A 23680-nucleotide genomic window follows, 5' to 3' on the forward strand; every position below is an offset into this window, starting at 1 on the left:
CGAGGTCCCGGACGGCCGACGGCCGTCCGGGACGTCACCGGCTCAGCGCACCCCCGCCTCGCGCAGCAGCATCGCGGTGAGGGCGGCCGGGTCGGTGTCGGCGGCGGGCAGCCCCCGGGCGGTGAACCAGGCGGCCACCACCCGCACGTCGCGGGCCAGGAACTCCGGCCCCTGCGGGTTGGCCACCACGTCGACCACCTGCGGAAGGTCGATCATGACGAGCCGCCCGGCGTGCACCAGCAGGTTGTACGGCGACAGGTCGCCGTGGGCGTAGCCGGCCCGGGCCAGCACCACCAGGGCGTCCACCAACTGCTCCCAGAGTGAGCGCAGCGGGGCCGGGTCGGGGCGTACCTGGGCCAGCCGGGGCGCGGCGGTCCCCTCGTCGGGGTCGCCGACGAACTCCAGCATCAGCTCGGTGCCCCGCAACTGGACCGGGTACGGCACGGCGATCCGCCCGGAGTCGGCACCGATCTCCCAGAGCCGGGACAGCGCGGCGAATTCGGCCGCCGCCCACTGACCGGCGATCATCTGCCGGCCGAACGCCGTCCGGCCGGCCATCGCCCGGTTCTCCCGGGACCGGCGCACCCGGCGTCCCTCCAGGTAGCCGGCGTCGCGGTGGAAGAGCCGGTGCTGGGCGTCCCGGTACCGTTTGACGGCCAACAGGCAGGACCGGTCGGTGTCGGGCACCGCCCGGCGGACGAGGTGGACGTCCGCCTCCTTGCCGGTCTTGAGCACACCGAGTTCGGTGTCCCGGGCGGCCAGTTCGGTGACCAGCCACGGTGGGTGCGGTTCGGGCCCGTGCACGGCCTCGTCCCAGGAGGACCAGTGGTCCTCGGGCCCGGGCTCGGGTTCGTCGTCGGGTGCGGTACGGGCCGGCTGCCGCCCGTAGGTCAGGAAGGGTGTCTCGTCGTCGTCGAAGCGGCTCTTGCCGCGGCCACGGCGCTGCGGCGCCGGGAGGTCGTGATCGCGCACGGTGCTGGTGATCCCTTGGTCGAGGCTGGTGAGGGCAGGTGGTACGACCCTGCAAAGACGGCCATGACCGACCTCCTCTCCTCGACCGGGCCCCGCCCGGCTGCGCATTCCTGCGCGGGCCCATGCTGGCCGACGCCCCGACCGGGGCACAACCGATTTATCCGCCGGCGAGCACCACCGAGACCGCCGCGATCAGCGAGTCGACGGTACGGGTGGGGGCGAACCGGCCGTCGGTCCAGCTGCGGCCCCGGTGCAGCCAGACGCTGGGCAGGCCGACCGCGGCGGCCCCGCCGATGTCCGCCTCCGGACTGTCCCCCACCACCCACGCGCCGCGCAGCGGCAACCGGGCCCGTTGGGCGGCCAGCGCGAAGATCCGGGGGTTGGGCTTGCTGACCCCGGCCTCCTCGGAGATCACCCAGTCGGCGATGTAACGGTCCAGGCCGGTCTGTCTGATCTTGGTGTCCTCCAGCCGGACCGAGCCGTTGGTGACCACCACCGGCAGCCACCCGGCGTCATCGGCGATCCGCAGCGCGCAGGCCACCAACGGGTCGAGCCGGGTGTACCCGACCACCCCGTCGTGCAGCTCCTCGACCAGGTCGATGGAGGGGATGCGCAGCGCGTACCGGTCCCGGATGGCGTCGGCGATGTCCCACCGGTCGGTCAGCCCGTCGGCGTCGATGGACAGCAGCCAGTCGATGTCGGTCGCCGGCGCGCCGATCTCGGCCAGGAAACCCTCGGCCCAGGCGCGGAACGGCCCGGCCCGATCGAGCAGGGTGTTGTCCAGGTCGAGCAGGAGCAACGGCACTGAGGCACCTTACGGGAGAGAGGACCGCCGCCGACAGGGTCGAACCGCCCGCCGACGGCCGTCGGGCTGCCGACGGGGGGCGGGGGCGGTGGGCGGATAGCGGGAGGTGACCGGGGCTGTCGGCACCGGCCGATCCTAACCGGACGGGCGTTCGGCAGGCCGAGGTGACGACCCAATAGCAAGCCGTACGTACGGTTTGCCTTGCGCAGGGTCACCTGCGACGATCAACCCGTGCCCAGAGTAAGTCAGGACCAGCTCGACGCGCGCCGCCAGGAGATCCTCGGTGCGGCCCGGGCCTGTTTCGCCCGGCACGGCTACGAGGGCGCCACCGTCCGCCGACTGGAGGAGGCGACCGGTTTGTCCCGGGGCGCGATCTTCCATCACTTCCGCGACAAGGACTCGCTCTTCCTCGCCGTCGCCGAGGACGACGCCGCCGTCATGGTCTCCACGGTGGCCCGCAACGGCCTGGTCCAGGTGATGCGGGACCTGCTGGCCCGGGCGGTCTCCCCGGACACCACCGGCTGGCTGGGCAGCCAACTGGAGGTGTCCCGCCGGCTGCGTACCGACCCGGCCTTCGCCCGCCGGTGGGCGGAACGGTCCGCCGCCATCGCCGAGGCGACCCGGGACCGGCTCGTCCGACAGCGCGAGGCCGGGGTGCTCCGCGAGGACATCGACATCGACGTGCTGGCCCAGTTCCTGGAGCTGGCGTACGACGGGCTGGTGCTGCACCTGGCGATGGGCCGGCCCGCCGGTGACCTGGGGCCGGTGCTCGACCTGGTCGAGGAGGCCGTCCGCCGACGCTGACCCGGCCCGTGCCAGGGGCAGCGCGGGTCTCGGCTCGGTAACTCGCCCACCGCCGCCGTGCCGGCGTGGCGGGGCTGCCCCACAATGGGGCCGCGATCCCCTCGCGACAGGAGCAGCTCATGAACACGCTTGCCGCACCGGGCGACACCTGGGGCATCCCCGGGCCGCTCTTCCTGAAGCTGTACCTGCTGGTGGCCGTCGTCGCCGTGGTCGGCACGCTGCTGCACCGGCGTCGGGCAACCGCCGGCCCCGACCCGGTGACCGCCGACCAGCTCGGGCCGCAGCAGGTGGCCTACCTCAACGGCGGTGACCAGCTCGCCATCTGGGCGGCGCTGGGTGGCCTGCGCGCGGCCGGCGCGATCGACGTTCGACCGGACCGCCGGTTGATCGCCGCCGGGCCGACCCCCACCGGCGTCACCCCGCTCGACCACGCGATCCGGCACGCCGCCCGCCAGCCGGTCGCCGCCCAGAAGCTGGGGCGCGACTCCGGGGTGGCCCGGGCCCTGGAGCAGCTGCGCCAGGGGCTGGAACAGCGCGGCCTGCTGATCGACGCCGACGGGGTCCGGGCGCTGCGTCGAGGACGGAACCTGCTGCTGGTGCTCCTGGCCCTGGGGGTGGTACGGCTGGTCGCCGGCCTGGTCAACGCACGACCCGTCGGCTGGCTGCTGGTCGCCCTGCTCGTGCTCGGGGTGGCGCTCGCTCTGCTGGCCCGTACGCCCCGCCGGACCAGGACGGCGAACGTACTGCTGCGCCGCCTGCGCCAGAGCAGCCACCACCTCTCCCCCGACTCCGCCCCGGCCTACGCGACCTACGGCGCGGCCGGCGCGGCGATGGGCGTGGCCCTGTTCGGCACCGCCTCCCTCTACGCGCTCGACCCCGGCTTCGCCGCGCAGGCGGAGATCCAGCGGCAGGCGTTGAACGCCAGCAGCGGCAGCAGCTACTCGGGTTCCTCGGGCACCTCGTGCGGCGGTAGCAGCAGCAGCTCGTCGTGCAGTGGCGGTTCGTCCTCCTCCTGCGGCGGCGGCGGCAGCTCCTGCGGCGGCGGCGGGGGATGCGGCGGATGACCTGGCCGCACGGGGTGGGCATCGGCTGGCGGCCGGAGATCGCCGGTTTCGTCGCCGAGCTGCCCGGGCTGCGCTTCGTCGAGGTGGTGGCGGAGTCGCTCGCTGCGGGCGGCCCCCTCCCGGCCGGGCTCGCCGCGCTGCGGGAGCGCGGCGTGACCGTCGTACCGCACGGGGTGCGGCTCTCCCTCGGCGGCGCGGAACCGGTCGACCCGCACCGGGTGGCCCACCTGGCCCGGGTGGCCGAGCTGGTCGACGCGCCGCTGGTCAGCGAGCACGTCGCCTTTGTCCGGGCCGGCGGCCTGGAAGCCGGTCACCTGCTGCCGCTGCCGCGCACCCGGGAGGCGGTGACGGCGGTGGTGGCGAACGTCCGACGGGCCCAGGCGGAGCTGCCGGTGCCGCTCGCGTTGGAGCCGATCGCCGCGCTGTTCGACTGGCCCGACGACGAGTTGGACGAGGCGGACTTCCTCACCGAGATCCTCGACGCCACCGGGGCGGGGCTGCTGCTCGACGTGGCCAACGTCTATGCCAACGCCCGCAACCGGGGTGACGACCCGCACGCCCTGCTCGACCGGCTGCCGCTGGAGCGGATCTCCTACGTGCACGTGGCCGGCGGGGCCGAGCGCGACGGGCTCTACCACGACACGCACACCGATCCGGTGCCCGCCGAGGTGCTGGAGCTGGTCGGCGCGCTCTGCGCCCGCCGGCCCCCGCCCGCGCTGCTGCTGGAGCGCGACGGCCACTACCCGCCCGCCGCCGCGCTGCGCGCCGAGCTGGACGCCCTCGCCGTCGCCGCCGGTCACCCGGTCGTCACATGAGCACGCCCCACCCAGCCGGCCCCACCCCGCCGACGGGGTTGGCCGCCCGGCAGGCCGCGTTGGTCGCGACCCTGGTCGCGGGAGCGCCGGTGCCGGCCGGCTTCGTCACCGACCGGGTCGACGCCGCCCGGGCGGCCCTGCTGCGCAAGCGGGCCGGGGAGGTCGCCCGGCACTGGCCGTTGCTCGCCGCCGGCCTCGGCGACGCCTGGTGGGGCACCTTCCGCGACTGGGCGGCCGGCCGACCCACCGCCGGTTCGCTGCGCGACGGCTGGGACCTCGCCCGCGAGCTGCGGGACCGGGGGGCGCTCCCCCCGCTCGGCGCGGAGGAGCTGGTCGTCCGGGAGGCCGCCCACCACTACGACGGAGAACAGCCGCCACGCCACCGCCGGCTGCCGGCGTTCGCCCGCGCCGGCGACGCCGTCGCCCTCCAGTTCGCCGGTCGGGTACGCCTGCTGCGCCCGGCCCGCCGCTGACCCCACGCCCCGGACCGTCCGGCCCGGGGCACCGGCCCCCCGTGCCGACCACCACCGGATACGGCAGGATCGGTGGCATGGATCTCGGACTCACCGATCGGGTGTACGTGTTGACCGGCGCTTCCCGGGGGCTCGGCTTCGCGACCGCGCGGTGCCTGGTCGCCGACGGGGCGCGGGTGGTCCTGTCGGCCCGTACGCCGGAGCGGGTCGCCGAGGCCGTCGACCGGCTGGGTGGGCCCGACCACGCGATCGGCCTCGTCGCCGACCTGGCCGACGCGAGCCTTCCCGAGCGGCTGGTCATCGCCGCCGGTGAACACTTCGGCCGGCTCGACGGAGCGCTCGTCTCGGTCGGCGGGCCGCCCCCGGGCACCGCCGCGCAGGTCAGCGACGCGCAGTGGCGGGAGTCCTTCGAGACGGTCTTCCTCGGTACGGTCCGGACGGCCCGGACGGTGGCCGCCGCGCTCACCGACGGCGGCGCGATCGCCATGGTGCTGTCCACCTCGGCCCGGACGCCGATCACCGGCCTCGGCATCTCCAACGGCCTGCGGCCCGGCCTGGCCGGGGTGGCCAAGGACCTGGCCGACGAGTACGGCCCCCGCGGCGTACGGGTGCTGGGACTGCTGCCCGGACGGTTCCTGACCGATCGCAACCGGGAACTGCTCGGCGACGACGAGGCGGCCCGGTCCCAGGCGGAGGCCGGCATCCCGCTGCGCCGCATCGGCGATCCGGCCGAGTTCGGGCGGGTGGCCGCCTTCCTGCTCTCCCCCGCCGCCGGCTATGTCACCGGGGTCAGCGTGCCGGTCGACGGCGGCGCGCTGCGCAGCCTGTGACCCCGGCACGCCGCGCGACCGGCCCCGCCGTCCCCGGCCCCGCCGCCGTCCCTGCCACCACCGGCCCCGAACCGGCCCGCCGCCGTCGGGGCACCGACGGCGGGCACTCGCCGGCCCCCGCCGACCGCCTGCCCGGGACCGTCGACGGGCCACCCGGCCGGATCGAGGTCTCCCCCGGCCCGACCCGCCCGCGCGAGCCGGAGTTCCGGCGACCGGATCGGGCGGAGTTGGCCGCAGCGGCGGACCGCACCATCCCCGACGTGATCGACCAGGGGCTCACGGTGCTCTTCGTCGGGATCAACCCCGGTCTCTGGTCGGCGGCCACCGGGTGGCACTTCGCCCGGCCCGGCAACCGCTTCTGGCCGGCCCTGCACCGGGGCGGCTTCACCCCGCGCCAACTGCACCCGAGCGAACAGCACACGCTGCCCGGGTACGGGCTGGGCATCACCAACATGGTGGCGCGGGCCAGCGCGCGGGCGGACGAACTGACCCCGGCGGAGCTGGTGACGGGCGCACGCACGCTGACCGACAAGGTGGCCCTCTATCGGCCGACCTGGGTGGCCGTGGTCGGGGTGACGGCGTACCGGATCGGGTTCGCCCGGCCGAAGGCCGGCTTCGGCCGGCAGCCGGAACCGTTGGCCGGCGCGCGGCTGTGGGTGCTGCCCAACCCGAGCGGCCTGAACGCCCACTTCACCCCGCAGACCCTGGGGGCCGCCTTCGGCGCACTGCGCGCGGCCGTTGTCGGCGACCCGCCCCCGGCCGTCGGCTGACCGCCACCCGGTGCGGGTCGCCACCGAGCGGCCAATGTATGCGTATCGCATATACTTTCAGGTATGGATTCGGGTCTTGAAGCGGCAATCAACGAGTGGCACGCGAGCGTCAACGAGGGCGACCTGGACCGGGCCGCGAGGGCGGTCGGTGATCCGGTCGTCGTCCTGGGCCCGAGGGGCGCGGGCACGATCACGCCCGCGCAGTTCGCGGAGTGGGTGGGGCGTTCAGGGATCACACTGCGCCCTCGGTCCTGGCACCCGGTCAGCGAACGACTCATGGTGGTCGAGGAGGACGCCACCTGGCCCGAGCACACGGAGCCCACACGGGTGGCGACGGTCTTCCGCGCCTCCGGCGGGAAGGTCACGGCTGCGCTGCGGCTGCCGGATCTCAAGGCCGCCCTCGAACTGGCCCACATCTGTCGCGAGATGGCGGCATCCGAGTGACCAGCCAAGGCCCCGGGCAGGTCCTGTTCCACTTTGTCCGGCACTGGGCGCGCCGACCCGTGGCGGCGGACGCGGGCGGCGACCAGGGCCGACTCGTGCTGGTCTGTGAGGCGGTCCAGGCGCTCAGCCAGCGAGGAATCCCGGCAACCGTCAACGCGATCGCGCACGATATCGGGATCGACCAGAGTGGCGCCTCCCGGTTGATCAAGAGCGCCACGGCAGCCGGCTACCTGGCGGCGACGGCGTCTCCGGCCGACGGTCGACGACGCGAGACATCCCTCACCCCCGAGGGCCGGTCCATGCTGGACCGGGCACATCGCTGGCAGGAGGACATCTTCGCTCAGCTGACCACAGACTGGAGCGACACGAAGCGCCGGGACTTCCAGCAGGCGATGACCGACCTGATGGACCGCTCCTACGCGACGGGGGCATGAGTCACGCCAACGCGTCATCGAGCATCGAAGGGCCCGGCTCGGACAGGCTCAGGTCCATCGGCCCCGGCGCAGACGGCAACCGCAAGCCCGGGACGATCGCCGCCCGCTGGCAGCACCCGCATCCACCGCTAGTTGGCCACGGCCGGGGGCAGCGCCTCCTGCGCGACGTAGGTGCCCATCGGCACGGTGGTGATGATCGGCTCGGGCTGGTCCACCTCGGCGTACGGGGCGGGCGAGTCGACGACCGCGAACTGGGTGCGGTACAGCTCGGCGTAGAGCCCACCGACCGCGACCAACTCGTCGTGCCGGCCCCGCTCGACGATCCGGCCACCGTCGAGGACCAGGACCTGGTCGGCGTCGCGCACAGTGGAGAGCCGGTGCGCGATCACCAGCGCGGTACGCCCGGCCAACGCCACGGACAGGGCCCGCTGCACCGCCGCCTCGCTCTCCGAGTCGAGATGGGCGGTGGCCTCGTCCAGGATCACGATCGACGGGGCCTTGAGCAGCAGCCGGGCGATGGCGATGCGTTGCTTCTCGCCGCCGGAGAAGCGGTAGCCGCGCTCGCCGACCGTCGTCTCCAGCCCGTCGGGCAGGGCCCGGACCAGGTCGGCCACCTGCGCGCCGGCCAGCGCCGCCCAGATCTCGTCGTCGGTGGCGTCCGGCTTGGCGTACCGCAGGTTCTCGGCGATCGTCTCGTGGAACAGGTGGGAGTCCTGGGTGACCACACCGATCTCGTCGCGCAGCGAGGCGAGGGTGGCGTCCCGGACGTCGACCCCGCCGACCCGCACCGCGCCGTCGGTGACGTCGTAGATCCGGGAGATCAGCATGGACAGCGTGGACTTGCCGGCCCCGGACGGCCCGACCAGGGCCACCATCTGCCCCGGCTCGACGCGGAACGAGACGCCCTTGAGCACCGGCTCGTTGGCGGTCCGGTCGAGGGTGGCGACCTCCTCCAGCGAGGCCAGCGAGACCTCGGCTGCCGCCGGGTAGCGGAACCGGACGTCGCGGAACTCGACCCGGCCGGCACCCCGGGGCACCGGCACCGCATCGGGCTTCTCCTCGATGCCGGGGCGCAGGTCCAGCACCTCGAAGACCCGGTCGAAGGAGACCAGCGCGCTCATCACGTCGACCCGGACGTTGGACAGCGCGGTCAGCGGGCCGTAGAGGCGGGTGAGCAGCAGGGCGAGGGTGACCACCGTGCCGGCGCTGACCGCACCGGTGACCGCCAGCCAGCCGCCCAGCCCGTAGGTGAGCGCCTGGGCCAGCGAGGCGACCAGCAGCATCGCCACGAAGAAGGTCCGCGAGTACATCGCCGACTGGATGCCGATGTCGCGGACCCGCTCGGCCCGCGCGCCGAACCGGCCCGCCTCCACCTCGGGCGAGCCGAACAGCTTGACCAGTAACGCGCCGGCCACCCCGAACCGCTCGGTCATGGTGGCGTTCATCTTGGCGTCGAGGTCGTACGACTCCCGGGTGATCTCGGCCAACCGCCTGCCGACCCGCCGCGCGGGGACCACGAAGATCGGCAGCAGGACCAGCGACAGCAGGGTGATCTGCCAGGAGAGGGTGAACATCACCCCGGCGGTGAGCACCAACTGGATGACGTTGCTGACCACCCCGGACAGGGTGGACGTGAAGGCCCGCTGGGCGCCCATCACGTCGTTGTTGAGCCGGCTGACCAGGGCGCCGGTCTGGGTCCGGGTGAAGAACTGCAACGGCATCCGCTGCACGTGGTCATAGACCCGGGTGCGCAGGTCGAGGATGATCCCCTCACCGATACGGGCCGAGTACCACCGCTGGGCGAGGGAGAAGAGCGCGTCGGCGACGGCCAACGCGCCGATGATCAGGGCGAACCGGACGACGGCGGCACCCGCATCGGGGCCTCCCCCGCTGATCGCGTTGATCACGTGCCCCGCGAGCACCGGGGTGGCCACCCCGATCACGGCCGCGATCACCACGGTCACCAGGAAGACGATGATGTCCCGCCGGTAGGGGTGGGCGAACGCCATGATCCGCTTGGCGGTGCCCCGGGTGAGCCGGTGGGTGGAGACCTCGTCGCGGTGCCGGATCGACCGGAGCATGCTCCAGCCGGCCATGTTGCCGCCCGCCATCGGGTTGGACATGAGGTCACCTCCGCGTCGTGGGCAGCACGCACCGTCGGGTCAATTCTCCCGACGCCTACGACAACCTCGGCGGTAACCCGACTCTTCCCGAACAGTCCTTACTATTCGCCCCGGCCCGCGAGGTCGCGCAACCGGCGGGTCTGTGCCTCGCGCTCGGCCCGCTGCTGCGCGGGGTGGGAACGGCCGGCGGCACCGGCGAGCAGCGCCTTGATCTCCACCACCGCGTCCCGGTTGCCGGCGAGCAGACCGGCGGTGAGGTCCCGTACCGCGTCGTCCAGCTCGGCGTTCGGCACGACCAGGTTGGCCAGCCCGATCCGCTCGGCCTCGGCGGCGTCCATCCGCCGGCCGGTGACGCACAACTCCAGGGCACGCGCGTAACCGACCAGCTCGACCAGCCGCTTCGTGCCGGCCAGGTCGGGGACCAGGCCGAGGGTGACCTCGGCCATCGAGAACCGGGCATCTTCGGCGAGCACCCGCAGGTCGCAGGCGAGCGCGAGCTGGAAGCCCGCGCCGATGGCATGACCCTGCACGGCCGCCACCGAGATCACGTCCGGCCGGTGCAGCCAGGTGAAACCCTGCTGGTAGCCGGCGATCCGGTCGGCGCACTCCGGCTCGGGCAGGGTGGACAGCTCCGCGAAGGAGCCCGGACCCTGGGCACCGGCCACCGACAGGTCGAGGCCGGCGGAGAACGACCGACCCTCGCCGCGGACCACCACGACGCGTACGTCGCCGGGCAGGTCCCGGGAGAAGTCGCTCATCGCGCGCCACATCGCCGGGGTCTGGGCATTGAGCACGTCGGGCCGGCACAACGTGACCGTCGCGACCGGCCCGTCACAGTGCAGTAGCACCCCGGTCATCTCGGCGGTCACCGGACCGCCCGGGGCGTGCTGACGGACGACGCTGGTGGGCGGGTCACGCCTTCTTGCGACGCCGGGCGCCGCCGCGCTGTCGCAGCTGCACACCGGACTCGGTGAGCACGCGGTGGATGAACCCGTACGATCGTCCGGTCGAAGCGGCAAGCGCGCGAATGCTCTCGCCGCCGGTGTACCGCTTTACCAGGTCCTTGGCGAGCGTCTGACGCTCGGCTCCGACGATCCGGCGACCCTTCTCAGTGCTGGTGGCTGTGCCAGTGGCTGCCATGCTGATTCCTCACGTCCCAGACTGTGCGGTTCGATACGGTCCCACCTATTAGACCGCCTCGAACGATCATGCGCCAGATATCAACTCTTCGCCAACCGACACGCTATGCAGTGTCGCCAACCCGATAGAGTGACACTCCGAACGATCCGCAGCGCGGACTGCGCCGTGGCCGGGCCGGTGACCGGGCCGTAACCTGCCGGTCGTGACCGACGTGTGGGGCAGCGTGAGCGGGGCGGCGGCCGTCTTCGCGGCCACCAACCTCGACGACATCGTGGTGCTGACCGTACTCTTCGTGGCCGCCCGGAGCACCGGACGGCCCCGCCCGTGGCAGATCGTGACCGGTCAGTACCTGGGCATCGCCGCCCTCGTCGCGGCGGGCCTGGTCGTCGCCGCCGGCCTGCTGGTGGTTCCCGACCCGTGGACCGGCCTGCTCGGGTTGCTGCCGATCGCGCTCGGCGTCCGGGCGCTGCTGGCCCGCACCGACGACGACGCCCCGCCGGCCGTGGTCGGCGGACTGCTCGGGGTCGCCGGGGTGACGGTCGCCAACGGCGCCGACAACATCGCCGTCTACGTCCCGGTGTTCCGCGCCCTCGACCCGCGAACCGGGCTGGTCTACCTGCTGGTCTTCGCCGTCCTGGTCGCCGTCTGGTGCGGCATCGCCGCCCTGCTCGGCGGGCACCCCCGGGTGGTCGGCCTGATCGACCGGGCCGGCCACTGGCTGGTCCCGGCCGTCTTCGTCGCCATCGGCGTGGTGATCGTGGCCGGCTCGGGGGTCCTCGGCCGGCTGGCCGACCTCGCCGCCTGACCACCGGCCGGTCGCCGGGCCCGCCCCGGTGGGGGCGGCGCCGGCGACCGGGGCGGGTCAGGCCAGTTCGACCAGTTCGAGGAGGTCGTCGCTCCAGGCGTCCTCGTCACCGTCGGGGAGCAGGATCGCCCGGTCGGGCTTGAGGGCGAGCACCGCGCCCGGGTCGTGGGTGACCAGCACGATCGCGCCGGGGTAGTTGGCGATGGCGTCGAGCACCTGCTCGCGGCTGACCGGGTCGAGGTTGTTCGTCGGCTCGTCCAGCAGCAGCACGTTCGCGCCGGAGCAGACCAGGGTCGACAGGGCGAGTCGGGTCTTCTCGCCACCGGAGAGCACCCCGGCGGGCTTGTTCACGTCGTCTCCGGAGAACAGGAACGCGCCGAGGATCTTGCGGAGGTCGGTGTCGGACTGCTCGATCGCCGCCGCCCGCATGTTCTCCAGCACCGTGCGCTCCACGTCCAGCGTCTCGTGCTCCTGGGCGTAGTAGCCCAACCGCAGGCCGTGCCCGGCGTGCACCTCGCCGGTGTCCGGTGGGAGCAGCCCGCCGAGCATCCGCAGCAGAGTGGTCTTGCCGGCACCGTTGAGCCCGAGGATGGCCACCCGGGAGCCGCGATCCACCGCGACGTTGACGTCGGTGAAGATCTCCAGCGAGCCGTACGACTTGGACAGGCCCGTCGCGGTCAGCGGGGTCTTGCCGCACGGCGCGGGGTTGGGGAAGCGGACCTTCGCCACCTTGTCGGAGACGCGCACCTCCTCCAGCCCGGAGATCAGCTTCTCGGCACGGCGGGCCATGTTCTGCGCCGCGACGGTCTTGGTGGCCTTGGCCCGCATCTTGTCGGCCTGCGCCATCAACGCGCCGGCCTTCTTCTCGGCGTTGGCCCGCTCCCGGCGTCGCCGCCGCTCGTCGGTCTCCCGGGCCTCCTGGTACGCCTTCCAGCCCAGGTTGTAGACGTCGACCACGGAACGGGTGGCGTCCAGGAACCAGACCTTGTTGACCACCGACTCCAGCAGCGAACCGTCGTGGGAGATCACGATCAGCCCGCCCTTGTGGTTGGCGAGGAAGCCGCGCAGCCAGGTGATCGAGTCGGCGTCGAGGTGGTTGGTGGGCTCGTCGAGCAGCAGGATGCCGCCGCCGTTCTCCCCGGCGTCGCGGAACAGGATCCGGGCCAGTTCGATCCGGCGGCGTTGACCGCCGGAGAGGGTGCCGATGGTCTGGGCGAGGGCCCGGTCGGGCAGCCCCAGGTTGGCGCAGATCCGGGCGGCCTCGGCCTCGGCGGCGTACCCGCCCAGCGAGGCGAACTGGTCCTCCAGGGCGCCGTAGCGGCGGACCAGCTTGTCGTCGACGCCGTCGGCGAGCCGCTGCTCGATCTCGTTCATCTGGGCCATCAGCACGTCCAGCCCCCGGGCGGAGAGCACCCGGTCCCGGCCGGTGACCTCCAGGTCGCCGGTGCGCGGGTCCTGGGGCAGGTAGCCGATGGCGCTCCGCCGGTCGATCTGCCCGCCGTAGGGCTGCCCCTCGCCGGCCAGCACCTTGAGGGTGGTGGTCTTGCCGGCGCCGTTGCGGCCGACCAGTCCGATCCGGTCACCGGGCTGCACCCGCAGGGTGGTGTCGGACAGTAGGATCCGGGAACCGGCGCGCAGTTCCAGGCCGGTGACACTGATCATTTCCGGTACTCGCTCTCGGGGGTCTGGAGGGCTGACTCAGGGCACGCGAAAGCGCCGGCGGGCGGTGTTTCCCGTCGGCGCGGGGCGATTCAGCCTTCGCAGCGCAGCACCCGACAAGTGTACCGGGCGGCTCGGCGCGCACCGTCCGGATTACCGGGCAAGATCATCGGGTACCGGAAACCCCGTCCGGACCCGTCCGGTACCGCAACCCTCAGACGTGACGAATCGGTGATCGGGGTCAACATGGAGCTGAACGAGAACGCGCGGGTCGACACCGGCCAGGTGGACGACCGGCGGGGATCCGGCGGGGGTGGCGGGATGGGCATCCCGATCCCCGGCGGGGGTGGGCGCGGCGGCATCGTCGGCCTCATCATCGCCGTGCTGGTGGCCCTGGTGGGTGGCGGATTCGGCCTGAACGCCATGAACGGCGGCGGCGGCGCAGAGTCGGGTGACAACACGTCGCTTACGCAGAAGTGCTCCGCCGACGACGCGCTCAAGCAGCTGGACTGCCGCAACACCCTCTACGTCAACTCGATCCAGGCGTACTGGCGTACCGCCCTGCCGGAGCGGTTCGGCCAGCAGTACCAGCCGTCCAAGACGGTCTTCTTCAGCCAGGGCGTCAACACCGGCTGCGGCCAGGCCGACTCCGGCGTCGGGCCGTTCTACTGCCCGGCCGACGACCTGGTCTACATCGACCTCACCTTCTACCAGACCCTCGCCGACCAGCTCGGCGCGGAGGGTGAGTTCGCCCAGCCGTACGTGCTGGCCCACGAGTACGGACACCACGTGCAGGACCTGCTCGGCACCGAGGCGCAGATGCGTCGCCAGCAGCAGCGGGACCCGGACAGCGCCAACGCGCTCTCGGTCAAGCTGGAGCTCCAGGCCGACTGCTACGCCGGCGCCTGGGCCAAGAACGCCACCGGCACCGCCGACGAGCAGGGCCAGAAGATCTTCAAGAGCATCACCGAGCAGGACATCGCGCAGGCGATCGACACCGCCGAGAAGATCGGCGACGACGCCATCTCCAAGCGGGCCAACCGCCCGGTGAACCCGGAGGAGTTCACCCACGGCTCCTCCGAGCAGCGCAAGCAGTGGTTCACCAAGGGCTACACCACCGGTGACCCGAAGTCCTGCGACACCTTCGGCGGCAGCCTCTGACCGGCACCGCACCGGCACCGGCACGGCGGTCGGACGGGCGCACGCCCACCGGCCGCCGTCGTCGTCGCGGACCGGCTCAGGCCGGATCGCGGACCAGGACGTGGACCGCGCGGGCGGCGGTGACCGCGCCGACCAGCACCGCGTGCCGGGGTTCGGGCACGTCGAGCAGCCGCTCGGCACGCAGCCCGGCGAGCGGGGCCAACCGCCGGTCGGCCAGCACCGTGTCGACGGCCCGCCGGTCGCCACCGCAGACCAGCGCCGCCAGCGTCGACGCCGCCGGCAGCAGCAGCCGTACGGCCAGCTCGGCGGCGTCGCCCAGGGCCGCCTTCGCCTGGTTGTCCCGCCGCCGGGCGAACCGCTGCTGCGACCACCCCCCGGCGGCGGTACGCCCCTGCACGTAGCGGGTGTCCACCTTGGAGACCAGCAGCTCCTCACCGAGTGCCACACCGACCGCCACCGCACCCTTGCGGGCGAGCAGCAAACCGATCCGGCGGGGTGCGGCGGCAACGCTGACGAATCCCGGCAGGCCGTCGATCCGCGAGGGCGTGGCGGTATCACCCGCCGCGTCGCCGAGGGGCGGGGCACCCGGGGGGAGATGCAGCTCGGCGGTGGCGCCGTCGGGGGCGGTGAGCAGCAGCCCGTACCCCTCGACGGTGGTGGTGGGCGGGCCGTGCCGGTCGGCGAAGCCCTCGGCCCAGCGGGCGACCCGGACCGGGTCGACCTCGACCCACCGGCCGCCGCCGGCTGCGGGTCGGCTGCTCATGACCCGACCGTACGGCACGGCGGTCGGCCCGCCCCGCCGGCACCGGGCCCACGCCTCCGACCACCGACCGGACAACTTCCGGACCGGGCCTGACCGGACCGGGCCTGACCGGACCGGGCCTGGCGGGGCCGGTCGGCGCCGGCCGGCGGTCGCATCAACCGACGCAGCCCACCCACCCGCCCGCTGCGGTGCCCGGACGACGGCTCAGCGCACGATCAGCAGCGCCACGGCGAGAGCGGCGATGATCACGCTGGAGAGTAGCCCGGTCACCAGCCGACCGCGCGGGCCGGCGAGCACCCGGCCGACCAGGGTGCCACCCCCGGCGATCAGCAGCTGCCAGCTCGCCGACGCGACGAAGGCACCGAGGACGAACAGCCCGGCGGCTGCCGGAGCGGCCCGGGCCGCATCGGCCCGACCGAGGACCAGCGCCGCGAAGTACACCACCGTGGCCGGGTTGAGCAGGGTCAGCGCCAACACCCCGGCGAACGCGCGCCCGGGGGTGTCGATCCCCCGGCCCGGCGTCGGCGCACCCGGCGCGGCGGCCCGAGGGCGTACCGCCCGCCAGCCGCCATGGGCGGCGAGGGCGAGCAGCACCACCGCCGCCACCACCCGCAGCGGCCCGGCGACCGGCGCGACCACGGCGGCCACCGCCGCACCGCCGAGCACCGCCACGGCGGCGTAGAGCCCGTCCGCGGTGGCCACGCCGAGCGCGGCAGCCGCACCGACCCCGAACGAGGTCCGGGCACTGAGCCCCAGGATGAGCACCGCGATCGCGCCGACCGGGACCGCGACGCCGTAACCGGCCACCAGACCGGCCAGGAACGCGGCGGTCACGACGATCGGTGGCGGGCCGATCCGCGCCCTCGCAGGGCCCGCTGTCGGCGCGCGGCGGCGGCCGCACGGACGGGACTCTGCATCGGGTACGCCTCGATCATCGGCCCATCATCGGCCCCGATCCCGCCGGGCCACCACCGGATTTCCCAGCCCTGCGCGGGGCCCGAACGCCACGCCACGCCACGCCACGCCACGCCACGCCACGCCACGCCACGCCACGCCACGCCACGCCACGCCACGATGATCATCACATCGGGGCCGATGTGGGGGTATCCGGCGGGCGTGAAAACCCAATATCGCCCCACAGGAGTCGATCATCAGCTGCGCGTCCCCAATCATGGACGCGCGGGACGGGTCAGGCTGTGGGAGTGGGTGAGTGGACGCGAAGGCCCGAGGGTGGGCGGGCCTGCTGTTGTGGGTCAGCTTGAGAGGACGCAAGGGCCCAAGGGGGCCAGGCCTGTCGGAGCGGGGTGGTCTTGTGCAGACGCGAAGGCCTGGCGGAGCGGGTGTGGGCCTGGCGGAGCGGGTGTGGGCCTGGCGGAGCGGGTGTGGGCCTGGCGGAGCGGGTGTGGGCCTGGCGGAGCGGGTGTGGGCCTGGCGGAGCCGATGGCCTCGTGTGGGCGCGAAGGCGCGAGGAAACGAGTGAGCCCGAGGGAGGCCAAGGCCGCAGGGGTCAGCCGCGAAGACGGATCGGGCACGGCACCCGGTGAGGGGTGCCGTGCCCGCGGAGCCGACCAGGGTCAGACGTTGAAGCCCAGCGAGCGGAGCTGGTCCCGCCCCTCGTCAGTGATCTTGTCCGGGCCCCATGGCGGCAACCAGACCCAGTTGATCCGGATGTCGTCCACCAGTCCCCCGCCGGGGCCGGTGGTCAGCGCCTGCCGGGTCTGGTCCTCGATCACGTCGGTGAGCGGGCAGGCCGCCGAGGTCAGCGTCATGTCCAGGGTGGCGACGTTCTGGTCGTCCACGTGCACGCCGTACACCAGGCCGAGGTCGACCACGTTGATGCCGAGTTCGGGGTCGACGACGTCCTTCATCGCCTCCTCGATGTCGGCGACGACCGCCCTGCCACCGGCCGACCCGGCGGCCGCGACCGCCCCGGCGTCGGCCGGGGCCGACTCAGCACCCGCCGACCCGTCGACGTCCGCCGTCGCCTCGCCGGCCGAGGTCCCGGCGACACCGGGCGAGGCGTCGGCACCCGCCGTCCCGGCAGCGCCGTTGACGGCCGGCGGCGGCACCGCACCGGTCGGCGTGGTGCTGGCGTCGCCGGTCTCCGGCGTCGCCGCGGTAGCGGTGTTCTCGCTCATGCCTCAACCTCCGTCGGGCTCATGCCCACCCCCGCGCGTGCCGCGGCGTCCTTGAACGCCATCCACGGCAGCAGCGCGCACTTGACCCGGGCCGGGTAGCGGGCGACACCCGCGAACGCCACCCCGTCACCGAGTAGTTCCTCGTCCGGCGTGACCTGGCCACGGCCGGACATCAACTCCACGAATCCCGCGTGCACGGCGGCGATCTCCTCCGCGCACCGACCGGACAGCCGGTCGTACAACACGCTCGCCGACGCCTGGCTGATCGAACAGCCGGCCCCGTCGTACGAGATGTCCACCACGATGTCGTCGGCGGCGGCCACCCGCACGGTCACCTCGTCCCCACAGGTCGGGTTGACGTGGTGCGCCTCGCCCACCTCGGCGTCGGGGTCGTCGGCGTCGCGCAGACCGCGCCCCTGCGGACGCTTGTAGTGGTCCAGGATGATCTCCTGGTAGAGCTGCTCCAGCTGCATCAGTCGAAGATCCTCCGCACCTGTTCGAGACCCGACACCAGGGCGTCGATCTCCTCCGTGGTGGTGTACAGGTAGAACGAGGCCCGGGTCATGGCCGGCACACCGAACCGGGTGCAGACCGGCTTGGCGCAGTGATGGCCCACCCGCACCTGCACGCCCAGCGAGTCGAGGACCTGCCCGACGTCGTGCGGGTGCACGTCGCCGAGCGCGAACGAGATGGTGCCACCCCGGCCGACCGGCACCGTCGGGCCGAAGATCCGCAGCCCCGGCACGGTGGCGAGGGCGTCCAGCGCGTACGCGGTCAGCTCCTTCTCGTGCCACTGGATCGCCCGCATCCCGACGCCGGTCAGGTAGTCGACCGCCGCGCCGAGCGCGACGGCCTCGGCGATCGGCGGGGTGCCCGCCTCGAACCGGGCCGGTGGCGCGGCGAACGTGGACCGGGCCATCGTCACCGTCTCGATCATCGAACCGCCGCCCATCACCGGGGGCATCGCGGCGAGCAGTTCGCCCCGGCCCCAGAGCACGCCGATGCCGGTCGGGCCGCACATCTTGTGCCCGGTGAAGACGATGAAGTCGGCGTCCAGGTCGACCACGTCCACCGGCAGGTGCGGCACCGACTGCGAGCAGTCGAGCAGCAGCAGCGCACCCACCTGACGGACCCGCTCGGTGATCCGGGCGGTGGCGTTGACCGTGCCGAGGATGTTGGAGGTGTGCACCAGCGAGACGATCTTCGTCCGCTCGGTGACCAGCTCGTCCAGCCCCGACTCGTCCAGCCGGCCGTTGTCGGTGACCGGGAACCAGCGCAGGGTCGCGCCGGTCCGCTCGGCCAGCAACTGCCACGGGACGATGTTCGAGTGGTGCTCCATCTCGGAGATCACGATCTCGTCGCCGGGGCCGAGCCGGAACCGGGGGTCGGCGTCCGCGCGCAGCGAGGCGTTGGAGAACGCGTACGCCACGATGTTGATCGCCTCGGTGGAGTTCTTGGTGAACACCACCTCGTCCACGCTCGGCGCGTTGACGAACGCGGCGATCTTCGCCCGCGCCCCCTCGTACGCCTCGGTCGCCTCGGTACCCAGGGTGTGCACCGAGCGCGACACGTTGGCGTTGTGCCTCGCGTAGTGCCCGGTGAGCACGTCGAGCACCTGGCGGGGCTTGTGCGAGGTGTTGGCGCTGTCGAGATAGACCAGCCGGTGCCCGTTGACCTCCCGGTCCAGGATCGGGAAGTCGGCGCGCACCGCGGCCACGTCGAAGCGCGGCACGTCGTCGTACTGCGGCATCCCGTCCGGGATGGCGATGGTGGTCATCTCAGCGCCCCTGTCCGTGGTGTTCAGGCCCGCGCCGCGCCGGCTCCGGCGACGTACCGCTCGTAGCCCTCTTCCTCGAGCTTGTCGGCCAGCTCCGGGCCGCCCTGCTCGACGATCCGGCCGGCCACGAAGACGTGCACGAAGTCGGGCTTGATGTAGCGCAGGATGCGGGTGTAGTGGGTGATCAGCAGCAGGCCGGTGTCGCCGGTGTCCCGGACCCGGTTGACCCCCTCGCTGACCACCCGCAGCGCGTCCACGTCGAGGCCGGAGTCGGTCTCGTCAAGAATGGCGATCTTGGGCTTGAGCAGCTCCAGCTGCACGATCTCGTGCCGCTTCTTCTCCCCGCCGGAGAAGCCCTCGTTGACGTTGCGCTGGGCGAACGCCGGGTCCATCTGGAGCTTCTCCATCGCGCCGCGCAGCTCGCCACCCCAGGTACGCAGCTTCGGGGCCGCGCCGTCGATGGCGGTCTTGGCGGTGCGCAGGAAGTTCGCCACCGAGACGCCGGGCACCTCGACCGGGTACTGCATGGCCAGGAAGAGGCCGGCGCGGGCCCGCTCGTCGACGGTCATCTCCAGCACGTCGACGCCGTCGAGGGTCACCGAGCCGCCGGTGATCTCGTACTTGGGGTGGCCGGCGATCGAGTACGCCAGGGTCGACTTGCCGGAGCCGTTCGGGCCCATGATGGCGTGGGTCTCCCCCGACCGGACGGTCAGGTTCACCCCGTCGAGGATCGGCTTGAGCTCACCCTCGGGCAGCTTGACCGACACCTTCAGGTCGCGGATCTCCAGGGTGCTCATTATCGGGTCACTCCATTGCTCGGCGTCGGGCGGCCGTCGGCGCCCACGGGAAGATAGATGTCGCCGTCGCGGACCTCGACGGCGTAGACGGGAACGGGTTCGGTGGCGGGCAGCCCGGTGGGCTCACCCGTCCGCAGGTCGAAACGGGAACCGTGCAGCCAGCATTCCAGCGTGCAGCCCTCGACCTCACCCTCGGAGAGGGCGACCGAGGCGTGCGAGCACTCGTCGTGGACGGCATAGAACCCGCCGTCGGTGCCGTGCACCACGGCGACCTGGGTGCCGTCCACGTCGGCGCTGATCACGGTGCCCTTCGGCACGTCCTCGGTCGCGCAGATCCGGATCATGTCAGGCCCCACCCTTGGAGAGCCGGGCCTCGATCGCGTCCCCCAGCCGCTCGCGCAGCGACTCGACCGGGATCTTGTTGATCACCTCGGCGAAGAAGCCCCGGACCACCAGGCGACGGGCCTCGTCCGCCGGGATACCCCGGGCCATCAGGTAGAACAGCTGCTCGTCGTCGAACCGCCCGGTCGCGCTGGCGTGGCCGGCGCCGGCGATCTCGCCGGTCTCGATCTCCAGATTGGGTACGGAGTCCGCCCGCGCGCCGTCGGAGAGCAACAGGTTCCGGTTGATCTCGTACGTGTCGGTGCCGGTCGCCTCGGCCCGGATCAGCACGTCACCCACCCAGACGGTGTGCGCCTGTTCGCCCTGCAACGCGCCCCGGTAGCCGACGTAGCTGCGGCAGTCCGGCACGTTGTGGTCGACGAGCTGACGGTGCTCCAGGTGCTGGCCGCCGTCGGCGAAGTAGACGCCGTGCAGTTCGGCCTCGCCGCCCCGGCCGGTGTACTCGACAGTGGTGTACTGGCGGACCAGGTCACCACCCAGGCTGACCTGGATGTGCGACACCTTGGCGTCCCGGCCGAGCCGGACCTTCAGGTGCTGGGCCTGCACCGCGTCGGCGGCCCAGTCGGCCACCGTGACCAGGGTCAGCTTCGCCCCGTCGGCTACCGCCACCTCGACGTTGTCGGCCAGCGTCGCGGCACCGACGTGCTCCAGCACCAGCACCACCTCGGCGAACCGGCCCACGTCGACGAACGTGTGCCCGAAGGCCAGCCCGCCGGCGTCGTCGCCGACCACCCGCAGGGTCACCGGCGCCTCGACCACGGCGTCGGCCGCGACCTCGACCAGCAACGCCTCCCCGGCGCCGCCGTACGCCAACGCGCTGATCCGGTCGACCGGGGTGAGCACGCTACCCACCCGGGGGTCGTCCCGGCCGATCCGCCCGACGGTGACGCCGGCCGGCAGGTCGGCGTACTCGTGGCGGACCGCACCGGTGGCGGCCGGTGCCGCCCCGGTCAGCCCGCGCAGCCGCTTGAGCGGGGTGAAACGCCACTCCTCCTCCAGGCCGGTGAGGGCCGGGAAGTCGGCGACGTCGTACGAGCGGAGCGCCTGCGACTTGGTGCTGGGCGGCGCGGAAGCCTGGGTAGTCATCTCTTCCTTGGTGTGTCTGTCCGTGATACTGAGCGGAGGGTGGGTCGGGCTGGTCGCGGGCCGGGCCGATGGGCCGGGCCGCGACCGCTCCGGCGGGTGCGTCGGTACGCGACCCGGCCCGGCGGGCGGCGTCAGCCGACCGCGCCCTCCATCTGGAGTTCGATCAGGCGGTTGAGCTCCAGGGCGTACTCCATCGGGAGTTCCTTGGCGATCGGCTCGATGAAGCCCCGCACGATCATCGCCATCGCCTCGTCCTCGCTCAGCCCCCGGCTCATCAGATAGAAGAGCTGGTCGTCGCTGATCTTGGAGACGGTGGCCTCGTGCCCCATCGACACGTCGTCCTCGCGGATGTCGACGTAGGGGTAGGTGTCCGAGCGGGAGATGGTGTCGACCAGCAGCGCGTCGCACTTGACCGTGCTGCGGCTGTGGTGCGAGCCCTCCAGCACCTGCACCAGACCCCGGTACGAGGTACGGCCGCCGCCCCGGGCGATCGACTTGGAGATGATCGTCGAGGAGGTGTGCGGTGCGGCGTGCACCATCTTGGCCCCGGCGTCCTGGTGCTGGCCCTCGCCGGCCATCGCCACCGAGAGCACCTCGCCCTTGGCGTGCTCGCCGGTCATGTAGACCGCCGGGTACTTCATGGTGACCTTGGAGCCGATGTTGCCGTCCACCCACTCCATGGTCGCGCCCTCGTGGCAGACGGCGCGCTTGGTGACCAGGTTGTAGACGTTGGTCGACCAGTTCTGGATGGTCGTGTAACGGCAGCGCGCGTTCTTCTTGACGATGATCTCGACCACCGCGCTGTGCAGCGAGTCGGACGAGTAGAGCGGCGCGGTGCAGCCCTCGACGTAGTGCACGTACGCGCCCTCGTCGACGATGATCAGCGTCCGCTCGAACTGGCCCATGTTCTCGGTGTTGATCCGGAAGTACGCCTGGAGCGGGATCTCCACGTGCACGCCCTTCGGCACGTAGATGAACGAGCCACCGGACCACACGGAGGTGTTCAGCGCGGCGAACTTGTTGTCGCCGACCGGGATCACCGTGCCGAAGTACTCCTTGAAGACGTCCTCGTGCTCCTTGAGGGCGGTGTCGGTGTCCAGGAAGAGGACGCCCTGCTCCTCCAGGTCCTCACGGATCTTGTGGTAGACCACCTCGGACTCGTACTGCGCCGCGACCCCGGCGACCAGCCGCTGCTTCTCCGCCTCGGGGATGCCCAGCCGGTCGTAGGTGTTCTTGATGTCCTCCGGCAGGTCCTCCCAGCTGGTGGCCTGCTTCTCGGTGGACCGCACGAAGTACTTGATGTTGTCGAAGTCGATCCCGGTGAGGTCGGCGCCCCAGGACGGCATCGGCTTGCGGCCGAACAGCCGCAGGCCCTTCAGCCGCAGGTCGAGCATCCACGCCGGCTCGTTCTTCTTCGCCGAGATGTCCCGCACCACCGCCTCGTTGATGCCGCGCTGGGCGGCCGCCCCGGCGACGTCGGAGTCGGACCAGCCGTACTCGTAGCGACCGAGGGCGGCGAGCTGCTCTTCCTGGGTCAGGGGCTGGACGATCTGCTCGGTCATCTATCTGTCCTCACAGTGGTGACGGTGTTACCGGACTGGGCGCGCGGCTGGGCCGGAATGTGCGTGGTGCACACCCCGTCGCCGTGCGCGATGGTGGCCAGGCGCTGCACGTGGGTGCCGACCAGACGGGAGATGACCGCCGTCTCGGCCTCGCACAGCTGGGGGAACTCGGCGGCCACGTGCGCCACCGGACAGTGGTGCTGGCAGAGCTGCCCGCCGGAGGCGATCGTGGACGCGTTGGCAGCGTAGCCCTCGGCGGTGAGCGCCCCCGCCAGTGCCTCGGAGCGGGCCAGCGGATCGTCGCCGGCGTCCTCCATGGCGGCCCGGCAGCGGGCCTCCAGCGCGGCGACCTGGTCGGCGGCGAACGCCTCGACCGCGTCGGGGCCGCCGCTGCTGGCGATCCAGCGCAACGCGGCGGTGGCCATGTTGTCGTAGTGGTGGGTGCCGCAGCGCCCGCGGGCCGCGTCGGTGAGCAGGAAGACCTTCGCCGGCCGACCCCGGCCCCGGCTGCCCCGCACGGTCTGCTCCCGGGCCACCACGTCGCCGTCGGCGAGCATCGCGTCGAGGTGCCGGCGGATCGCGGCGGGGCTGAGGCCGAGTGCCGAGCCGAGCTGGCCGGCGGTGGTCGCCCCCTGCTCCAGCAGGAGCTGGGTAACCCGGTCCCGGGTGGAAAGATCGGTGGACGCGGCCGGGGTCGACTCCGGCAAGGCGGACCGCCCGGCAGCCGGGCCGATGCGCCGCCCGGCACGACGGGACCGCGCGCCGACGTCGACGACCTCGACGGCCGTCGACGGGTGCCCGGAGAGCGCCGTCGCCTTTTTCACAACGGCAACGTTACGTAATTCGTCGGGAGCCT

The 23680-nt window shown here is 72.7% G+C and carries 26 protein-coding genes; 10 read left to right on the forward strand and 16 right to left on the reverse strand.

The genetic code is table 11. The annotated features are described in order from the left end of the window. Positions 1–42 precede the first annotated feature (42 nt). Together GA0070216_RS00735 and GA0070216_RS00740 are read right to left on the reverse strand one after the other, a co-directional pair. Positions 43–972: a serine protein kinase RIO gene (locus GA0070216_RS00735; protein ID WP_091237305.1), complete on the reverse strand. Its 930-nt coding sequence runs from the start codon at positions 970–972 to the stop codon at positions 43–45. A 157-nt stretch (positions 973–1129) separates the two neighbouring features. Further along, a complete protein-coding gene (locus GA0070216_RS00740; RefSeq protein WP_091237306.1) occupies positions 1130–1777 on the reverse strand; it encodes an HAD family hydrolase in 648 nt (215 codons plus the stop codon). Positions 1778–2008: 231 nt separating this feature from the next. Here GA0070216_RS00740 and GA0070216_RS00745 point away from each other — a divergent pair, with 231 nt between their 5' ends. From GA0070216_RS00745 to GA0070216_RS00780, 8 genes are all read left to right on the forward strand, one after another. Beyond that, positions 2009–2581 (forward strand): TetR/AcrR family transcriptional regulator, encoded by a 573-nt coding sequence (locus GA0070216_RS00745; protein WP_091237307.1) that lies wholly within the window; start codon positions 2009–2011, stop codon positions 2579–2581. A 119-nt stretch (positions 2582–2700) separates the two neighbouring features. Continuing rightward, complete coding sequence (locus GA0070216_RS00750; protein WP_091237308.1) at positions 2701–3645, forward strand: TIGR04222 domain-containing membrane protein; 945 nt, start codon at positions 2701–2703, stop codon at positions 3643–3645. Beyond that, positions 3642–4460 (forward strand): MbnB/TglH/ChrH family RiPP precursor modification enzyme, encoded by an 819-nt coding sequence (locus tag GA0070216_RS00755; RefSeq protein WP_091238766.1) that lies wholly within the window; start codon positions 3642–3644, stop codon positions 4458–4460. Before GA0070216_RS00750 ends, GA0070216_RS00755 begins: the two co-directional genes overlap by 4 nt. Continuing rightward, positions 4457–4933, forward strand: a complete 477-nt coding sequence (locus tag GA0070216_RS00760; RefSeq protein ID WP_091237309.1) for an SCO6045 C-terminal-like domain-containing protein — start codon at positions 4457–4459, stop codon at positions 4931–4933. The genes GA0070216_RS00755 and GA0070216_RS00760 overlap by 4 nt, the downstream gene beginning before the upstream one ends. Positions 4934–5010: 77 nt before the next feature. Continuing rightward, a complete protein-coding gene (locus GA0070216_RS00765; RefSeq protein WP_091238770.1) occupies positions 5011–5763 on the forward strand; it encodes an SDR family oxidoreductase in 753 nt (250 codons plus the stop codon). Between the two features lie 161 nt (positions 5764–5924). Then, a complete protein-coding gene (mug, locus tag GA0070216_RS00770) occupies positions 5925–6533 on the forward strand; it encodes a G/U mismatch-specific DNA glycosylase (protein WP_245722275.1) in 609 nt (202 codons plus the stop codon). A 63-nt stretch (positions 6534–6596) separates the two neighbouring features. Then, positions 6597–6977, forward strand: a complete 381-nt coding sequence (locus GA0070216_RS00775; protein WP_091237310.1) for a hypothetical protein — start codon at positions 6597–6599, stop codon at positions 6975–6977. Then, a complete protein-coding gene (locus GA0070216_RS00780; protein ID WP_091237311.1) occupies positions 6974–7411 on the forward strand; it encodes a MarR family winged helix-turn-helix transcriptional regulator in 438 nt (145 codons plus the stop codon). Before GA0070216_RS00775 ends, GA0070216_RS00780 begins: the two co-directional genes overlap by 4 nt. Before the next feature lie 128 nt (positions 7412–7539). Here the strand turns inward: GA0070216_RS00780 and GA0070216_RS00785 are convergent, their stop codons facing one another. From GA0070216_RS00785 to GA0070216_RS00795, 3 genes are all read right to left on the reverse strand, one after another. Then, the gene (locus GA0070216_RS00785) at positions 7540–9522 is read right to left on the reverse strand and encodes an ABC transporter ATP-binding protein (protein WP_176738803.1); all 1983 of its coding nucleotides are present in this window, start codon (positions 9520–9522) and stop codon (positions 7540–7542) included. Positions 9523–9635: 113 nt separating this feature from the next. Continuing rightward, positions 9636–10403, reverse strand: coding sequence for an enoyl-CoA hydratase/isomerase family protein (locus GA0070216_RS00790; protein WP_091237313.1), 768 nt, complete (start codon positions 10401–10403; stop codon positions 9636–9638). Positions 10404–10446: 43 nt separating this feature from the next. Then, positions 10447–10674: a helix-turn-helix domain-containing protein gene (locus GA0070216_RS00795; protein WP_007072022.1), complete on the reverse strand. Its 228-nt coding sequence runs from the start codon at positions 10672–10674 to the stop codon at positions 10447–10449. A 202-nt stretch (positions 10675–10876) separates the two neighbouring features. On the opposite strand from GA0070216_RS00795, the gene GA0070216_RS00800 reads away from it, so the two are divergent. Continuing rightward, the gene (locus GA0070216_RS00800; RefSeq protein ID WP_245722235.1) at positions 10877–11479 is read left to right on the forward strand and encodes a cadmium resistance transporter; all 603 of its coding nucleotides are present in this window, start codon (positions 10877–10879) and stop codon (positions 11477–11479) included. 57 nt (positions 11480–11536) lie between these two features. On the opposite strand, the gene GA0070216_RS00805 is transcribed toward GA0070216_RS00800, so the two are convergent. Next, entirely contained in the window at positions 11537–13141 is a 1605-nt protein-coding gene (locus GA0070216_RS00805; protein ID WP_091237315.1) for an ABC-F family ATP-binding cassette domain-containing protein, read from the reverse strand. A gap of 243 nt (positions 13142–13384) precedes the next feature. On the opposite strand from GA0070216_RS00805, the gene ypfJ reads away from it, so the two are divergent. After that, positions 13385–14299, forward strand: coding sequence for a KPN_02809 family neutral zinc metallopeptidase (gene ypfJ / locus GA0070216_RS00810; protein WP_091238776.1), 915 nt, complete (start codon positions 13385–13387; stop codon positions 14297–14299). Positions 14300–14375: 76 nt separating this feature from the next. Here the strand turns inward: ypfJ and GA0070216_RS00815 are convergent, their stop codons facing one another. From GA0070216_RS00815 to GA0070216_RS00865, 10 genes are all read right to left on the reverse strand, one after another. Then, entirely contained in the window at positions 14376–15062 is a 687-nt protein-coding gene (locus tag GA0070216_RS00815; RefSeq protein WP_091238779.1) for an acVLRF1 family peptidyl-tRNA hydrolase, read from the reverse strand. A gap of 204 nt (positions 15063–15266) precedes the next feature. Beyond that, positions 15267–15896: a LysE family transporter gene (locus tag GA0070216_RS00820; RefSeq protein WP_091237316.1), complete on the reverse strand. Its 630-nt coding sequence runs from the start codon at positions 15894–15896 to the stop codon at positions 15267–15269. A gap of 740 nt (positions 15897–16636) precedes the next feature. After that, positions 16637–17131, reverse strand: coding sequence for a metal-sulfur cluster assembly factor (locus tag GA0070216_RS00830; RefSeq protein WP_091238782.1), 495 nt, complete (start codon positions 17129–17131; stop codon positions 16637–16639). A 65-nt stretch (positions 17132–17196) separates the two neighbouring features. Beyond that, entirely contained in the window at positions 17197–17673 is a 477-nt protein-coding gene (gene sufU, locus GA0070216_RS00835) for a Fe-S cluster assembly sulfur transfer protein SufU (protein ID WP_091237318.1), read from the reverse strand. Next, a complete protein-coding gene (locus GA0070216_RS00840; protein WP_091237319.1) occupies positions 17673–18977 on the reverse strand; it encodes a cysteine desulfurase in 1305 nt (434 codons plus the stop codon). Before GA0070216_RS00840 ends, sufU begins: the two co-directional genes overlap by 1 nt. 23 nt (positions 18978–19000) lie before the next feature. Continuing rightward, a complete protein-coding gene (gene sufC / locus GA0070216_RS00845) occupies positions 19001–19774 on the reverse strand; it encodes a Fe-S cluster assembly ATPase SufC (RefSeq protein WP_091237320.1) in 774 nt (257 codons plus the stop codon). Beyond that, positions 19774–20118 carry a non-heme iron oxygenase ferredoxin subunit gene (locus GA0070216_RS00850; RefSeq protein WP_091237321.1) on the reverse strand — a complete coding sequence of 115 codons (345 nt, stop codon included), beginning with the start codon at positions 20116–20118 and terminating at the stop codon, positions 19774–19776. Before GA0070216_RS00850 ends, sufC begins: the two co-directional genes overlap by 1 nt. 1 nt (position 20119) lies before the next feature. Then, positions 20120–21262, reverse strand: coding sequence for a Fe-S cluster assembly protein SufD (gene sufD / locus GA0070216_RS00855; RefSeq protein ID WP_091237322.1), 1143 nt, complete (start codon positions 21260–21262; stop codon positions 20120–20122). A gap of 131 nt (positions 21263–21393) precedes the next feature. Next, positions 21394–22824 carry a Fe-S cluster assembly protein SufB gene (gene sufB, locus GA0070216_RS00860; protein WP_091237323.1) on the reverse strand — a complete coding sequence of 477 codons (1431 nt, stop codon included), beginning with the start codon at positions 22822–22824 and terminating at the stop codon, positions 21394–21396. Beyond that, the gene (locus GA0070216_RS00865; protein WP_091238787.1) at positions 22821–23558 is read right to left on the reverse strand and encodes a helix-turn-helix transcriptional regulator; all 738 of its coding nucleotides are present in this window, start codon (positions 23556–23558) and stop codon (positions 22821–22823) included. Before GA0070216_RS00865 ends, sufB begins: the two co-directional genes overlap by 4 nt. Between the last annotated feature and the right edge of the window lie 122 nt (positions 23559–23680).

This window comes from Micromonospora matsumotoense, from assembly GCF_900091525.1.
In the GTDB taxonomy this organism is placed as follows: Bacteria; Actinomycetota; Actinomycetes; order Mycobacteriales; family Micromonosporaceae; genus Micromonospora; species Micromonospora matsumotoensis.